Below are 16201 nucleotides of genomic sequence, written 5' to 3' on the forward strand. Positions count from 1 at the left end.
CCAGCGACAGATTGAACATTAGAAAAACCTAGCAGAGGAAATGAGATCGGCCAGAAAAGGTATGAAAAATTAAGATCCTATTTCCATTTCTGATAACTGCTCCTCAGCTCTTGGCCGACATTCCAGGCTGAGGGCAAGAACTCTGATAAGGATCGCGACGGAAGAAAGGCATCACAGTGCTCGTGCAGCTGTAATGGCCCAGAGCAAGCGTTTTTTGACCAGCGCTGGAGGACGCATGATTTGATTCGATCAATAGAGATGAAGTGTGTTGCCCCCTTATCCAAGGGACAACGTACAAGCGTTGGTGAGTATTGTTAAGCCACCATCTTGCTTCTTTACCCGAGTGCGCTGGCAAACGCCTGGGGCGTCGGGCTCTCCTCCCATTGTGCAACGCCTTGCGGCAGAACCAGCCAGGGTTGCTTGCGTCGCGTCCAGATATGCGCCACCGGCGTGAAGCGCTCCGTACCTTCCAACACGCCGGCCCGCACCACACGCATGCCGGGCGCGGCGGTTGTCTCGTTGAACAGGCGGGTATGGCACTCGCCGCAGACATGTTGCGTGGAGGTCTGCCCTTGGTATTCGCGTACAAAGGTCGCCGTTTCGCCCTTCACCTGCACTGCCGAAGCCGGGCATAGCACGTGCAGGCCGAACGCGCTGCCACTCCAACGCTGACAGTTCAGACAATGACAGGCATACAGCGGTGGCAGTTGCTGCGCCTCGATTTCGATGCTGACGCGCCCACACAGACATTGACCGGTGAATCTCATGCGTTGACTCCTTACAATGACGCCCGGATAAGTTCGGCGCGCATGATCCCTTTTCACACGCCCGAGCAGAAGAGCAAAAAAGGAGCAGCTGTTGGTCAAGAATGTATGAGCGGTCTTGAATGGGAGAGCCAGCAGGTGTTCCTTGCGGTGCTGCGTTCCGGCAGCCTGAGCGGTGCTTCGAAGTTGTTGGGGATTACGCAGGCCACGGCCCGCCGACGTCTCGATCATCTTGAGCAGACACTCGGCTTGAGCCTGTTCACCCGCACGCCCTCAGGCCTGACGCCTACGAGTGGGGCGCAGCGCCTCATCGATCATGTCGAGGCCATGGATCTCGCCGCGCAAGCCTTCAACCGGGCGGCCAGCGCTGAAACGTCGGTGGACCACGGCACGGTGCGGCTGACCTGATCACGTTAGGAGATCCCTTTGATTTCAAAAATAGACGTTAATGAAAATCATCGTTTCATAATTGAAAGCCAACGTCTCATGACGGCCATCGCCATTCAGGCTGGCTTAGATGTTCGGCAAAAAAGTCCGACAGCGCTTTGATTTTCACTGGCCGTGTACGCGCCGAGGGGGTGACGAAATACAAACCGCCACGGGCCATGCTCCATTCCGGTAGCACCACGACCAAGCGTCCGTCTTTCAAGTATTCGCTGGCGATAAATTCCGGCAGTTCGGCGATGGCCTGGCCCTCAAGCAACACCGGCAATAACGCATCCGAGTTGGTCACTCTTAATGGACCGCTGGGCACCACGTCTTCTTCGCTGCCGTCTTTATGGGTGAACCGCCACACTTGGCTGCGGGCCCGGTAGGCATAACTCAGGCACGTGCGGGACGCGAGTTCGCGGGGGTGGCAAGGATGGCCATAAGCGTCCAGATAAGCCGGCGAGGCGACCAGGTATTGAGTGACGGCACACAGGCGCCTTGCAACCAGCGAGGAATCCGGTAATACGGCGATGCGTAACGCCGCATCAAAGCCCTCGGCGATCAGGTCAACCGAGGCATCCGAAAGGTGCAGGTCAATCGACAGCTCGGGATACTGGCGCAGCAACTGCGGCATCAGTGGTGCCACCCAACGCAAGCCAAACGACATGGGTATCGCCAAGCGTACTTGGCCGCGGGGCTGGACCGATAAATCCTGAGCCTCGCTTTCCACCTCTTCAGCCTGCCGATAAATCTCACCCGCCTTGGCCGCCATGCTCGCGCCGAATTCGGTGAGTGCCAGTTGCCGCGAGGTGCGGTTGAACAAGCGCCCGCCCAGACGCTCCTCCAACCGTGCGACAGCTCGCGATACCGTCGGCACCGACACGCTCATGACCCGTGCCGCGCCGGCGAACGAGCCCTCTTCGGCTACCTTGGCAAACATCGCCAACCCTTCAAAATCCGGAAGTCTGCTCATTTCATTTCTGCAACGATAGGTTTCAGACAATTCTATTTTGAAAGTTTTTTCCCGTCGATAAGCTTCTCCCACACCGCAACTCACTCAATCGAAATACGGGAGAAACCCCATGACTGACAAACTCGAAGGCAAAATTGCATTGGTTACCGGCGGCACCTCAGGCATCGGTCTGGCCACTGCCAAACGCTTCGCTCAGGAAGGCGCTCACGTCTATATCACGGGCCGTCGCCAAGCCGAACTGGACGCCGCTGTCGCCGCGGTTGGCAACGCCACCGGCGTTCAGGTGGACTCCGCCAACCTTGATCAGTTGGACGCGTTGTATCGCCAGATTGGCGCAACCCACGGCCGAATCGATGTGCTGTTCGCCAATGCGGGTGGCGGATCGATGCTGCCACTGGGTGAAATCACTGAACAGCAGTACGACGACACCTTCAATCGCAACGTAAAAGGCGTGGTGTTCACTGTGCAAAAGGCACTGCCACTGCTGGCCCAAAAAGCCTCGGTGATTCTCACCGGCTCTACGGCGGGCAGCTCGGGCACCGCCGCATTCAGTGTTTACGCCGCGTCCAAAGCCGCCGTGCGTTCATTTGCCCGCAACTGGATTCTGGACTTGAAAGACCGCCAGGTGCGCATCAACACCATCAGCCCCGGCGCCACCCGCACGCCTGGCCTGGTTGAATTGGCCGGCCCCGATGCCGCTCAGCAGCAGGGCTTGCTCGACTATATGGCCTCGCTGATCCCCATGGGGCGTGTCGGTGAAGCTGACGAAATTGCCAGCGCCGCGTTGTTCCTGGCCTCCGATGACGCCAGTTTCGTTAACGGTATCGAGCTGTTTGTTGACGGCGGCCAGGCGCAAATCTGAGCAGCCAGCGGGCGACTGTCGCGGTCGCCCGCCACCCCACGCCTGAGTGTGTGCATTACCAACCCGGACGGCGTTCGCTGGTGCTATTGTCAGGCGCAGATTGAGCGGGTGTCACTGCCGCACAATCTTTTTACAGGGTTCTGCCAACGGCTTGCTCGTAGCAGGAAAGGAAATGCCGCCACTGCGACTCATCCCAGAAAGAATGCCGTCTGAGTTGAGGAATGTCGTGACGCGCCGCGCCCATTGCCGTAGCACGACCGCGAGATTTCTCCAGGTCAAGCAGCGCCAGTTCGAAATCGAAGTCTGTGTCGGTAATCGACGCCTTGATAAAGATGTGTTTGGAACGCATGCAACCGTGCTGCCATTTGCCCGAATGCATCCGCGCCAGCATTTGCGCCAAACGTTCAAGAAGTCGCAGATGTTGCTCTGTGGTCAACAGGCTTGCAGCGCCCTGGCTATACCAGGTATCCAGATCGATGAAGCCGCCCAGGTCTTTGGTAACCAAGACACCCTGCCATATGCCGTCGACTTTTCTCGCGCCATAAAATACCGGTCTTGGCGCATTCACGCCCAGTTGTTCGAGTCTTGAAAGGGCAACGCCTTCACGCAGTGCGGTGGGTCGGCCAGTGGGGTAACGGAGACTGCGGAACAAATGGCCGGTCTGACGCTTTACGAAAAACGTCTTGTCACCTTGAACAACCAGCTGGACACCGCTGGTGCCGCTGCGGCGCACATTCGGCGGTTCCACCCACGACCCGGAAGTACCCCACCAGAAATCAAATTCATCGCCTGCCCTGCCCATTGTGCGCTCCATTTATTGTAGAAATCGTTTCGTGCGACGTTTGCATGAGGGTCGCAACAGCAGCTCAGTCTGTTGGTGGACGTTAATAGTTCCCTCGGTTTTCGAGGATTTTAGGGCCAGCTTGGGGCTTTTACGCAACCACGTGACGAAAATTGGCTATTGAGGGGTGTTTATCCCTTCAGGTGTGTCCTTTTCGCCGATAGCCGACGACATCAAACACAGATGCCAACCGCGTCGCGAGGGTCCGCCCGACTGTTTTTTCGATTAACTTGAAAGCCGTTAAATTGACCCAGGTCATGATTCAATTCGATTGAGGGAAATAACGAACAACCTTCTTGATCGGCGTTTTCTTTGTGCTAAAAGTATTGCCGCCAGTGGCTCCTTACAGGGATGAGTAAGGGTTTGCTCATCCGCAGCCATTGCCCACGGATGCATACTTTCAACAAGGAAGTCATATGAAAATAGTTGGGCTGTCCGGGATTCTCCCGTCACGCATTATCAGCAATCAAGACGTTATAAACCTGGTCGAGGAACACTCTAAAGATACGTTCCAGGAAGACTTGCCAAAAACCTTGAAGACCATCAGTAAGTTGCTTGAAAAAAGCGGCAGCGGCACGCGTCACTGGCTGGGCGCCGACGAAACGCCGATGCAACTGATGGAGACTGCATTCAACTCGGCGCTCGCTCAGGCCAATATCGACAAGACCGACCTGGATCTGTTGATCTATCCGAACGTCACGCGAGGCTTCATCGAGCCGGCCAACAGTACGTTCATCGCCAAGGCGCTGGGCCTGAGCTGCAGAAACTTTGATGTGGTGGACGCCTGCAACGGTTGGGTGACAGCCATGGATGTCATCAACAGCAAAATGCAGGCCGGCGAGATTCGCTACGCGGCGATCGTCAATATGGAATTTGGCATGTCTGCTGGCGGGCCGGTCATGCCCAAGAACTTCTCTTTGCAGTCGTCGGCGGAACTGGCTTACAAGTTTCCGAGTTTTACCATTGGCGAAGCCGTCACGGTTACCATCCTCAGTCATGAAGCCCCCGGCAACTTCAAGTTCTCGTACATCAACCGGCCGGACTTGAGTGACTTGTCGACCATCTCTCTGCCGGATTGGAAACTGTTCTGCAATGAGGAGGATATTCCACGTATTTCACCGACCGGTGGGCAGTATCAATTCAATTCCTACGCGGCAGCCTTGCATGAAGATGGCCGCAATGAAGCGATAAAAGTCTTCAATCTGCAAAACATCTCTGCAGCAGATGTTCATAAAGTGTTTATTCATACCGGTTCGCCAAAGATGTGGGAGCACATTGGGCAACTGATTGGTATTGATCACAAGCTGCACCACGTCGGGCATAAGACCGGCAACATCATTACCGCGTCCATCCCCTACGGTATCTTCGATGCCATGAGTCGGGGCGAAGCCGAGAACGGCCAGTTTTGCATGGGCTGGGCAGGCAGTGGCGGGATGGTCTTCTCTGCGTTGTCATTTACTCTGTAAGGCCTGAAGCAACTTGCCGTCCTGAGGCGGCAAGTTGTTCGACCCTGTTGACGACAGGAATCTGACCCAGTCATTTCAACGTGTCATGGCTGATCAACGTCTTCGGCTCCAAATACGCGCTCATCCCCCACCTGCCCATTTCGCGCCCAAGGCCTGAATGCTTGAATCCACCGAAGGGGGCACGCGGTTCGTGGGTCAGGGTGTTGATGAGCACGCGTCCCGCATTGATCTGGCGGGCTACGTTCATACAACGTTCAGCGCTTTTTCCCAGTACCAGGGCGCTCAGCCCATAGTCCGTATCGTTGGCAATGCTGATCGCTTCGGCATCATCCTCGTAGGGGATGATCGTCAACACCGGCCCGAAGATTTCCTCACGTGCAATGCGCATCCGGTTGTTGGCATCAGTGAAGATCGTGGGCTTCACAAACCATCCGGCATGCAAGCCTTCCGGGCGACCTTCGCCACCCGCCAGCAACCTTGCGCCTTCTTCCTGGCCGATACGGATGTAGCGCTGCACCCGTTCCCATTGTTTCTGGCTAACCATCGGACCGATATCGGTGTCGGTGTTACGCGGATCGCCCGATCGGATCTGTGAGACGCCCTCCTTCGCAATCCGCTCAAACTCTGCCAGCCGGCCGCGCGGCACGAGAATGCGAGTGCCCGCGATGCACGCCTGGCCGCTGTTGAGAAATCCGGCTTGCAGCACCATCGGCATGACCGCCTGCAGATCAGCATCATCAAGCACCACGGTGGGCGACTTGCCGCCGAGTTCCAGCGTCACACGCTTCATGGTGTCGGCACCGGTTCTGACGAGATGCTTACCGACAGCGGACGATCCCGTAAACGAGATTTTGGCAACGTCGGGATGACCGGCGATCGCCTCGCCAACCACATCACCCCGTCCGTTGACGACATTGAATACACCCGGTGGCAACCCCGCTTCGTGCAACGCACTGACCACGACCTGCGTCTGCAACGCGCTCATCTCGCTAGGCTTGATGACGGCGGTGCAGCCTGTCGCCAGCGCGGTGGCCAGCTTGTTGCAGATGAAGCCCGCATTGCTGTTCCATGGCGTGATCAGACCGGTCACACCCACGGGCGTCAGAATGACTCTGGCCGTGCCGACCTGTTCCTCGAAATCGAACGCCTCCAGAGCATCGATTGCCTGCGCAATCACGTCGGCCGGATAAGTCGACATCGAGCGTGCGCGAGCCGCAGGTGCACCGTATTCCGTGACGATGGCTTCCAGCAGTTCTTCCTCCTTTGCCGCCACGGCCCGGTGCATGCGGTGCAGTGCCGCAATGCGCTCCTCCCGGCTAGTACGGGCCCACGCCGGAAATGCAGCCTTGGCGGCTGCGATCGCACGCTGTGCGTCCAATGCATCGCCCAGCCGAATCTGACCGATGACTTGCTCGGTGCTCGGGTTATGAAGGTCGAACCATTCCTGACCGTGTGGAAGAACGAACTCGCCGTTGATATAGATATGTTCAATGCGTTGCATGGCGACTCCTCGCTCAAAACGACTCGTCTGAATCGAGCCTCTGTGATGAAGTCTAAGAAGGGTTCATTATTCCGATAAGCCATCCTTTGGCTGATGAAGCATCCTTATATTCAGGACGATCCATGCACAGAACAGGAATGACCGAGCTGGAAGTGGTGTTAGCCGTGGCGCGGCGCAGCAGTTTTCGCGGCGCCGCACAGGAGCTGGGCATGTCCACAACTGCTGTGAGCAGCGCGGTGGCCGGTCTGGAAGCACGCCTGAAAGTGCGCCTGTTCAATCGCTCCACGCGCAGCGTTGCTCTCACCGACATTGGGCAACGCTATGTGGCACGCATCACACCTGCGTTGGCACAGATCAAAAGTGCCGGCGAAGAAGCCAGCGTCGGCCCCGATGAGCCGAGCGGCACATTGCGCATCAATGCACCCCATGGCGCGGCCTACCTGCTGCTGGATCCGCTATTGAAGCAGTACGCTCAGCGCTATCCCGACGTACGTATCGACATCGTCAGCGAATCAAGCATGGTCGACATCATCGCCGGTGGCTTCGACGCCGGGATTCGCCTGGCGGAGTCCGTGCCGCAAGACATGATTGCCGTGGCACTGTCAGGTGACATTCGGATGCTTGTGGTCGCAACGCCCGAGTACTTCGAACGCCACGGCGTGCCCGAACATCCGCGAGATCTGCTCACCCACCGAAGCATCGGCATGCGCATGGCCCATGGTGGCCTCTACCAGTGGGAATTGGAGCGCGATGGCCAAAAGCTGCAGATGGATCTGCCGGTATGCTTCGCCTCCAACGAAATGCTGGCAATCAAACAGGCCGTTTTGTCAGGCCTTGGCATTGGTTTCATTTCCGAGTGGTTCATTCAGGAAGAGCTGGCGAGCGGCGCCCTGCTGCCGGTGTTGATGCCGTGGTGCCCGTCATTTGGCGGACTGAGGCTCTATTACTCGGGCCATCGCTTCGTGCCCGCGCGGTTGCGTGCATTGATTGAACTGGCGCAGGAGTTGCGGCCAACTGTGATTTGATCCTGTTTTGCCCACTGGATAGCCTGACTTGTGGGACCCAGTTTGGCTTCACCGTCGAATTCAGGCCCCCATCTCAAAAACGAACATGACTTGGTCAATCTGGATTTTGATTGCCAGAGCCTTGCGTGACCGACAGGTCTCCAATACGACCTCATGGTATTCACATGTCGATATCAGACACGATCATGGCGCAATCAGGCTATTGAATCGGCAGCAAGGCCGGCTAAGGTGCCGTGTCTTCCTATCAAAACAATCCCGGTCAGATCATGGGGTTGATAAGAACTGCGGCGGTTGGACGGGCTTCTTTCGGGAGTTCAGCAGGCAACGATGGTGACCGATCGCGTGCCCGTTCAATTGCTTAAATGTCGATCAGCAGAGAATAAAAATACCGATGATCAGCCCGAACTCCATGGATTCGAGTAGCCAATTGGCGCAGGGCTTCAAGCCTCGTCACGTCACAATGCTGTCCATCGCCGGGATTATCGGCGCCGGTTTGTTCGTCGGTTCAGGACACGCGATTGCCGCAGCAGGGCCGGCGGTGCTTCTCGCCTATCTGTTTTCAGGTTTGCTCGTCGTGCTGGTCATGCGCATGCTCGGCGAGATGGCGGTGGCCAATCCGGACACCGGTTCGTTCTCCACCTACGCCGACCAGGCCATCGGCCGCTGGGCCGGTTTTACCATCGGTTGGCTGTACTGGTGGTTCTGGGTGTTGGTGATTCCCATCGAGGCATTGGCGGCCGGGCATGTGCTGCACCAATGGTTTCCGCAGGTCGATGCCTGGCTGTTCGCGTTGGGATCGATCATCGCGCTGGTGGTGACCAACCTGTTCAGCGTATCCAAGTATGGTGAGTTCGAATTCTGGTTCGCCATGGCCAAGGTTGTGGCGATCATCGGCTTCATCGGGGTCGGTTTTGCCGTGTTGATGGGCTGGGTGCCCGACCGCGAAGTCAGCGGGTTGAGCGGCCTGATGGCCGAGCACGGCGGGTTTGCGCCCAACGGCTTGTCCGCGGTGGTCGGCGCTTTCATCACGATCATGTTCAGCTTCATCGGTACGGAAGCGGTGACCATCGCAGCCGCCGAATCGAATAACCCGGCGCAGAACATTGCCAAGGCCACCCGCTCGGTGATCTGGCGCATCGGCGTGTTCTACCTGCTGTCGATCTTCGTGGTCATCTCCGTGGTGCCCTGGAATGATCCGTTGCTGGCGTCGGTGGGCTCGTATCAGCGCGCCCTGGAAATCATGAATATTCCAAATGCCAAGTTCATGGTCGACGTCGTCGTCCTGATCGCCGTGGCCAGTTGCATGAACTCCTCGATCTACATTGCCTCGCGCATGCTGTACTCGCTGGGCCGTCGCGGCGATGCACCGAAAGCGCTGAAGGCGACTTCCGCGGCCGGTGTGCCACGGGCCGCCGTGATCGCCAGCACCGTGCTGGGTGCGTCGATCACCGTGTGGAGCTACTTTATGCCCGCCGGGCTGTTCGAGTTCCTGCTGGCCAGTTCCGGGGCGATTGCCCTTCTGGTGTACCTCGCCATTGCGGTGTCGCAGCTGCGCATGCGGCGGATATTGCAACAGCGCAAGGTCGAGCTGACCTTCCGCATGTGGTTGTTTCCATGGCTGACGTGGCTGGTGATCGGCTTCATCTGCGCGGCGCTGGCGGTCATGATGATCACCCCGCAGCACCGCACCGAAGTCACCACCACCATTGGCCTGGCGCTGGCAATCTCCTTTATCGGCCTGATCACGTCGCGTCACCCTGCCCCGGCGGCACGCGCGACGTCGGTGGGCTAGGCGTTCACGCCGAAGCCGATATTCCCTTGGCGAAGACCAAGGGAATGACCGACGCCTGCATCTCAGACCGATTCCTGTGAGGACACGATGTCATCGACCCCCTCCGTGGCCGACGGTACGACCCAATCCGTCGGGTTTCTGCTGTTGGATAAATTTACTCTCATGTCGCTGGCATCCGCCGTCGAGCCATTGCGCATGGCCAATCAATTGTCGGGGCGAACGCTGTATCGCTGGCATACCTTCAGCGCCAATGGTGCGGCTGTTTGGGCCAGCGACGGGGTCCCGATCACGCCGGATGGCTCGTGGAGCAACCCCGGCGTGGCGGACACGGTGATTGTCTGCGGCGGGGTCGGCATCCAGAGCGTGATCACCCGCGAGCACACATCCTGGCTGCAAGCCCTGGCGCGCCAATCCAGACGCTTGGGCGGTGTGTGCACCGGTAGCTGGGCACTCGCCAAAGCCGGATTGCTCGATGGTTATGAGTGCAGCGTACATTGGGAATTTCTGGCGGCCATGCAGGAAGCTTTCCCACGCGTAAACGTCAGCACCAGCCTCTTCACCCTCGACCGCAACCGCTTTACCAGTTCCGGAGGAACAGCGCCGCTGGACATGATGCTGCACCTGATCGCCCGCGATCATGGTCGTGAATTGTCCGCCGCCATCTCGGAGATGTTTGTTTACGAGCGCATCCGCAACGAGCAGGACCATCAACGCGTACCGCTCAAGCATGTGGTCGGTACGCATCAGCCCAAGCTGCAAGAAGTCGTTGCGTTGATGGAGGCCAATCTTGAGGAGCCGATCGAGCTGGACAACCTCGCCGAATACGTCGATCTGTCACGCCGACAGCTGGAGCGGTTGTTTCAGAAATACCTGCAATGCACGCCGTCACGCTACTACTTGAGGTTGCGGCTGATTCGCGCGCGACAACTGCTCAAGCAAACCTCGCTGTCGATCGTAGAACTGGCGTATGTCTGCGGATTTGCCTCCACACCGCACTTCTCAAAATGCTATCGCGAGCACTTTGGGGTGCCGCCGAGCGACGAGCGCTCTGGTTCTGCAATGAGTCGTAAACGGATAACGCCGCCGTCATCGATCAACACACTGACAACGCTTGATCAGGCGAGAAACGAATCGACGTTTGCCAGCGTTCGAATGATGGCGAGTGCCGATCTGGCTTGAATGCACCAAGGCAAATTGGCCGGGGACCCACAAGATGACCCGGCCATGTGCCCTGCCCGCTTACGCCTGATCCAAGGCCTCCACCACGCCTTTGTCTTCACCCAGAAACCCGCCACTCTGATGCGCCCACAGCCGCGCATACACGCCGTTCTTCTCCAGCAATTCGGCGTGGGTGCCCTGCTCAATGATGCGCCCGTCATCCATGACAATCAGCCGATCCATCGCCGCAATCGTCGACAGTCGATGCGCGATCGCGATCACGGTCTTGCCCTGCATCATGTCGTCGAGGCTTTCCTGAATCGCCACTTCGACTTCCGAGTCCAGCGCGCTGGTGGCTTCGTCCAGCAGCAGGATCGGCGCGTTCTTCAGCATCACCCGGGCGATCGCCACCCGTTGCCGCTGGCCGCCGGACAGCTTGATCCCGCGCTCGCCCACCAGGGTGTCGTAGCCGGTATGGCCCTGACGGTCGCTGAGTTGGCTGATGAACTCATCAGCCTGCGCGTTGGCAGCGGCGCGGCGGATCTGTGCGTCGGTGGCATCGGGCCGGCCGTAGGCAATGTTGTCGCGAATCGAACGGTGTAGCAGCGATGTGTCCTGGGTGACCATGCCGATCGCGCTGCGCAGGCTGTCCTGGGTCACGTGCGCAATGTTCTGGCCGTCGATACGAATCTCGCCGCTGTCGACGTCATAGAAACGCAGCAGCAAGTTGATCAGCGTCGATTTGCCCGCACCGGAGCGGCCCACCAGACCGATTTTTTCACCGGGACGAATGCTCAGGCTCAGGCCATCGAGCACCTGACGCTCGCCACCGTAGTTGAACTTGACCTTGTCGAACGTCACCTCGCCGCCAGAAGTGACCAGCACGCCGGCATCCGGCGCGTCTTGCACTTTGGTGCCTTGGGTCAGCGTCGCCATGCCATCCTGGACGGTACCGATGCTTTCGAACAGCGAGGTCATTTGCCACATGATCCAGTTCGACATGCCATTGATCCGCAACGCCATGGCGGTAATCGCCGCCACCGCACCGGCGCCGACGTCGCCCTGGTGCCACAGCCACAGGGCGTAGCCCCCGGCAGACATGATCAACGCCACCACCAAGGCCTGATTGACGATCTCGAACAGGCTGACCAGACGCATCTGGCGAAAGCCAGTCTGCTTGAAATCTTCCATCGCCGCCCGCGCAAAATGTGCTTCGCGGTTGGAGTGGGAGAACAACTTCACCGTGGTGATGTTGGTGTACGCGTCGGCGATACGCCCGGTCATCATCGACCGCGCGTTGGCCTGTTCCTGGCCGACCTTGCCCAGGCGCGGCACGAAGTACCACATGGCCAGACCGAACAGCACGACCCAAGCAAGAAACGGCAGCATCAGCTTCAGCGCAAAACCGCCAGCCAGGGCAATGATCGCGATGAAGTACACGCCAATCCCCGGCAGGATCTCGATCATGGTGAACAGCACGTCGCGCACGGCAAGCGCCGTCTGCATGACCTTGGTCGTGACCCGGCCGGAGAACTCGTCGGAGAAAAACGAAAGGCTCTGCCGCAGCATCAGCCGATGGAAATCCCAGCGCAGGCGCAGCGGCAGGTTAATCGCCAGAATCTGGTGCTGGACCATGGTGCGCAACGCCACCAGACCGACACTCAAGACCATGACAATGCCCATGCCCCACAACACGCGGCTCTCCTGCACCGCCGCTTCGCCGCCGGCCTGCCACGTCGAGAGCAGATCGACGACCTGGCCGAGGAAGGAAAACAGCCAGGCTTCATAGACCGATACGGCGGCGCTGAGCAACGCCAGTGCCAGAATGTAGCCGCGAGCGCCGCGAGTGCAGGCCCAGAGAAATTTAGCCAGACCGTTGGGTGGCGGTGGCACCTCGTCAGGCGGGAAAGGGTCGAGTCTTCGTTCAAACACACGAAGCATGATGTTCTCCTGAACGTTCAAGTCAGGGAGATTCTGCCACCGATTGGATCCCGGGAGGTCTTTGTGAAAAAGTGTGTGCTCCCGACCTGACGAGTGCCTGCCGTCTCTACCAGACTGCGATATGCGAATCCGCCCGCGGCTCAGTCCCGCCACACAGTACGCCCGTCACTGGATCACGCAGAATAATCTGCCCGCGTCCGTAATCCGTCAGGTCACTGGCGATTTGCACCTCGTGCCCGCGACGCGCCAACGCATTGGCCAGATCCCGTGAAGCGCCCTGTTCGATGCCGACCTTCATGCCGCCGAGCCATTGCCAGCGCGGCGCGTCCAGTGCCGACTGCGGGTTCAGGCCGAAATCCACCAGGTTCATCACCATCTGCACATGACCTTGCGGCTGCATGTAGCCGCCCATCACCCCGAACGGGCCCAGCGCCTGACCGTTCTTGGTGAGGAATCCAGGAATGATCGTGTGAAAGGTCTTTTTCCCCGGCGCCAACGCGTTGGCATGCTCGGGATCCAGGCTGAATTCCTGCCCACGGTTCTGCAGGGCGATGCCGCTGTCCGGCAGCACCACGCCTGAGCCGAAGCCGTGGTAATTGCTCTGGATGAACGAAACCATATTGCCTTGCCCATCCGCCGTGGCCAGATACACCGTGCCGCTGGCGTGAGGATCACCCGGCTTCGGCGGCTGCGCCTGTTCGCCGATCTGAGCGCGGCGGCGGGCGCTGTATTCGTCGCTCAACAGATCGGCCACGGCCACGCGCATGTGCAGCGGATCGGTGATGTAGTGCAGGCCATCGCTGTAGGCCAGTTTCATCGCCTCCAGTTGCCGGTGCCAGGTCTGCTGGCTGTCACGGTGATCGAAGTCGAACCCTTCAAGAATCTTCAGCGCCATCAGCGCCACCAGCCCCTGCCCGCTCGGCGGGATTTCCCAGACATCCACGCCACGGTAATTGACGTGAATCGGCTCGACCCATTGCGCGCGGTAATGCTCAAGATCCGTGGCGCGCAGATAGCCGCCCGTTGCCCGCGAATGCGCATCCAGGCGTTGTGCCAGTGCGCCGCGATACAAACTCTCGCAACGAGTGCTGGCCAACTCCTCAAGGGTTCGCGCCTGCGCCGGGTTCCGGAACAGCTCCCCGGCCTGGGGCGCGCGACCGTCAATCAGGAACGTATCGAACCAGGCCTGCAGCACTTCATTGCGATGGGGACTGAACTCATCCAGTGTGATCTGCCATTGATGGGCAACCACCGGCGACAGCGGAAAACCGTCTCTGGCCAGACCGATCGCCGGTTGCAGTAAATCGGCGAACGGCAACACGCCAAAGCGTTGCGACAGCTCGGCCCAGGCCGATGGGCAACCGGGCACCGTCACTGGCGTCCAGCCATACAGCGGCATCTGTTCATGGCCGGTCGCCTTGACCGCTTCGATACTTAGCGACGCCGGGGCATGGCCGTTGGCATTGAGGCCATGCAACTGATCCTTGAACCAGACCAGCGCAAACGCATCACCGCCCAGGCCGCAGCCCGTAGGTTCGACCACGGTCAGCGCCGCCGCCGTGGCGATGGCGGCGTCGATGGCATTGCCGCCCTTTTGCAGCATCTCGATACCGGCCTGCGCGGCCAAAGGCTGAGACGCTGCGACCATGCCACGACGGGCGAACACGCTTTGGCGTTGCGATGGATAGGGATATTCGTGAGCAGAGAATTTCAACATGGCAAAGGCTCTTCTAATCAGCAATTCATTGGCCGGACTTGATCCGGTTCCATTCACGGGTGATCAGGCGCTGGATGTTTTCCGACGGTCTTCTCGAAGATCTGCAACGTGTCGGGGCTGCGGCGCCGCGAACAAGCTCGATAAACGCATCGTCAATATCCTTGTGAAATTCACAGCACGCGGCTGAGAAAGGCCTGGGTACGGGGATGGGTGGGACGACTGAAAATCTGCTCCGGCGGGCCTTGTTCGATCAGCTCACCTTGATCGAGCACCACCACCCGGTCAGCCACTTCGCGGGCAAAACCCATTTCATGGGTGACCACGACCATGGTCATGCCCTCCTCGGCCAGCTCCTTCATGACCTGCAGAACCTCGCCGACGGTTTCCGGGTCGAGGGCGCTGGTGGGTTCGTCGAACAGCATCGCCTGGGGCTTCATCGCCAGTGCTCGGGCGATTGCCACCCGTTGCTGCTGACCGCCGGAAAGCATCGACGGGTAATGCCCGGCCTTGTCAGCCAGCCCGACTCGCTTGAGCAACGCGTGCGCCTGCTCCAGCGCAGCCTGGCGCGGCACGCCCAACACCTGAATCGGTGCTTCGATGATGTTTTCCAGCGCGGTCATGTGCGGGAACAGGTTGAAGCGCTGGAACACCATGCCAATGTCCCGGCGTTGGCGAGCGATGTTGCGTTCCGAATCGCGCACCAGACTGCCGTCCGCCCGGGTGCGATAACCCATGGGCCGGCCGTTGACCCGGATCTCTCCGCCCTGAATGTCTTCGAGCAGATTGATGCAGCGGATAAACGTGGTTTTGCCCGAACCCGAGGCGCCAATCAGCACCACCACTTCGCCACGGCGTACTTGCAGCGAGATGCCCTTGAGAATCTGCAGATCACCGAAGGCCTTGTGAATGTTCAGCGCCTCGATGATCAACTCGTCACTTTGCTGCGCCATGATTAACGCCCCCTCAGCAGTTTCAAAGTGCTGCGACCGAACATCCGGCTGGAGGCCGGCGGTGGCGCAGAAGGTCGGTCGGACTGGCCGAAACGGTTCTCCAGCCAGCGCTGAAAGAAGCCCCACAGCGTGGTGAGCAACAGGAAATAAATCGCCACCACCAGGTACAACTCGAACACCCGAAAAGTCGCCGAGGTGACCATCTGCGTGCTGAGCAACAACTCCTGCACGCCGATCACGCTGACCAGCGTGGTGTTTTTCAGCATCACGTTGAACTCGTTGCCCAGCGGCGGCACGATCACCCGGAACGCTTGCGGCAGCACGATGCGACGCATCAGTTTGGCAAAGGTCATGCCCAGCGAGCGCCCGGCCTCGTACTGGCCCTTGTCCACGGCGCCGATTCCGGCACGGATGATCTCGGCCATGTACGCGCCTTCGTTGAGGCCCAGAGCAATGATCGCCGCCTGAATGTTGCCGGGGATCACCAGCCCGAACAGCTCAATGTCTTCGAAGCGAAAAATCCCGCCCGCCGCCAGCGCGGTGTAGAGGAAAACGATCTGCACCAGCAACGGTGTGCCGCGCATCAGCCACACATAAAAACGCACCGGCAGATGCAGCAGAGGGTTCTTCGACAAGCGCAACAATGCGGCGGCCAGCCCCAGCACACAGCCCAGCAACATCGCCAGCACACTGATCAGGCACGTCAGCCACAGCCCGGTGAGGTATACGCCGCTTGGCTGCAACAGGTACTGCCAGAACACATCCCAATTGAAGTTCATCAA

Annotated in this window: 13 protein-coding genes and 1 pseudogene; 6 read left to right on the forward strand and 8 right to left on the reverse strand. The window is 59.1% G+C overall.

What is annotated here, in order from left to right:
* Positions 1-335 precede the first annotated feature (335 nt).
* Positions 336-767, reverse strand: coding sequence for a GFA family protein (locus tag V3W27_RS03895; RefSeq protein ID WP_330205963.1), 432 nt, complete (start codon positions 765-767; stop codon positions 336-338).
* A 42-nt stretch (positions 768-809) separates the two neighbouring features.
* Between V3W27_RS03895 and V3W27_RS03900 the strand changes: the two are divergent.
* Positions 810-1169, forward strand: a pseudogene (locus V3W27_RS03900) (LysR family transcriptional regulator); the annotation flags it as partial.
* A 79-nt stretch (positions 1170-1248) separates the two neighbouring features.
* Here V3W27_RS03900 and V3W27_RS03905 read toward each other — a convergent pair.
* Entirely contained in the window at positions 1249-2166 is a 918-nt protein-coding gene (locus V3W27_RS03905; RefSeq protein ID WP_027611769.1) for a LysR family transcriptional regulator, read from the reverse strand.
* A 109-nt stretch (positions 2167-2275) separates the two neighbouring features.
* On the opposite strand from V3W27_RS03905, the gene V3W27_RS03910 reads away from it, so the two are divergent.
* Entirely contained in the window at positions 2276-3028 is a 753-nt protein-coding gene (locus tag V3W27_RS03910; protein WP_247267479.1) for an SDR family NAD(P)-dependent oxidoreductase, read from the forward strand.
* Between the two features lie 130 nt (positions 3029-3158).
* Here V3W27_RS03910 and V3W27_RS03915 read toward each other — a convergent pair whose 3' ends face one another.
* On the reverse strand, positions 3159-3830 hold the full coding sequence (locus tag V3W27_RS03915) for a lipopolysaccharide kinase InaA family protein (RefSeq protein ID WP_330205964.1): 672 nt from the start codon (positions 3828-3830) through the stop codon (positions 3159-3161).
* A 455-nt stretch (positions 3831-4285) separates the two neighbouring features.
* Here V3W27_RS03915 and V3W27_RS03920 point away from each other — a divergent pair, with 455 nt between their 5' ends.
* On the forward strand, positions 4286-5335 hold the full coding sequence (locus V3W27_RS03920; protein WP_247267477.1) for a 3-oxoacyl-[acyl-carrier-protein] synthase III C-terminal domain-containing protein: 1050 nt from the start codon (positions 4286-4288) through the stop codon (positions 5333-5335).
* Positions 5336-5405: 70 nt separating this feature from the next.
* Here V3W27_RS03920 and V3W27_RS03925 read toward each other — a convergent pair whose 3' ends face one another.
* Complete coding sequence (locus V3W27_RS03925; protein WP_330205965.1) at positions 5406-6836, reverse strand: aldehyde dehydrogenase family protein; 1431 nt, start codon at positions 6834-6836, stop codon at positions 5406-5408.
* Between the two features lie 122 nt (positions 6837-6958).
* Here V3W27_RS03925 and V3W27_RS03930 point away from each other — a divergent pair, with 122 nt between their 5' ends.
* The 3 genes from V3W27_RS03930 to V3W27_RS03940 all read left to right on the forward strand — a co-directional run bounded on the left by V3W27_RS03930 (position 6959) and on the right by V3W27_RS03940 (position 10832).
* Positions 6959-7861, forward strand: coding sequence for a LysR family transcriptional regulator (locus tag V3W27_RS03930; protein ID WP_330205966.1), 903 nt, complete (start codon positions 6959-6961; stop codon positions 7859-7861).
* 391 nt (positions 7862-8252) lie between these two features.
* Entirely contained in the window at positions 8253-9653 is a 1401-nt protein-coding gene (gene gabP, locus V3W27_RS03935; RefSeq protein ID WP_103367075.1) for a GABA permease, read from the forward strand.
* An 87-nt stretch (positions 9654-9740) separates the two neighbouring features.
* Positions 9741-10832, forward strand: a complete 1092-nt coding sequence (locus tag V3W27_RS03940) for a GlxA family transcriptional regulator (RefSeq protein WP_330205967.1) — start codon at positions 9741-9743, stop codon at positions 10830-10832.
* 60 nt (positions 10833-10892) lie between these two features.
* On the opposite strand, the gene V3W27_RS03945 is transcribed toward V3W27_RS03940, so the two are convergent.
* The 4 genes from V3W27_RS03945 to V3W27_RS03960 form a co-directional block, all read right to left on the reverse strand.
* Positions 10893-12752, reverse strand: coding sequence for an ABC transporter ATP-binding protein (locus tag V3W27_RS03945; protein ID WP_330205968.1), 1860 nt, complete (start codon positions 12750-12752; stop codon positions 10893-10895).
* 106 nt (positions 12753-12858) lie between these two features.
* Entirely contained in the window at positions 12859-14469 is a 1611-nt protein-coding gene (locus V3W27_RS03950) for a gamma-glutamyltransferase family protein (RefSeq protein ID WP_330205969.1), read from the reverse strand.
* A 170-nt stretch (positions 14470-14639) separates the two neighbouring features.
* Positions 14640-15419: an amino acid ABC transporter ATP-binding protein gene (locus V3W27_RS03955; RefSeq protein ID WP_330205970.1), complete on the reverse strand. Its 780-nt coding sequence runs from the start codon at positions 15417-15419 to the stop codon at positions 14640-14642.
* Between the two features lie 2 nt (positions 15420-15421).
* Positions 15422-16198 carry an amino acid ABC transporter permease gene (locus tag V3W27_RS03960; RefSeq protein WP_225134959.1) on the reverse strand — a complete coding sequence of 259 codons (777 nt, stop codon included), beginning with the start codon at positions 16196-16198 and terminating at the stop codon, positions 15422-15424.
* Between the last annotated feature and the right edge of the window lie 3 nt (positions 16199-16201).

Source organism: Pseudomonas sp. AM14(2022), assembly GCF_036346455.1.
GTDB classification, from domain to species: Bacteria; Pseudomonadota; Gammaproteobacteria; order Pseudomonadales; family Pseudomonadaceae; genus Aquipseudomonas; species Aquipseudomonas putida_A.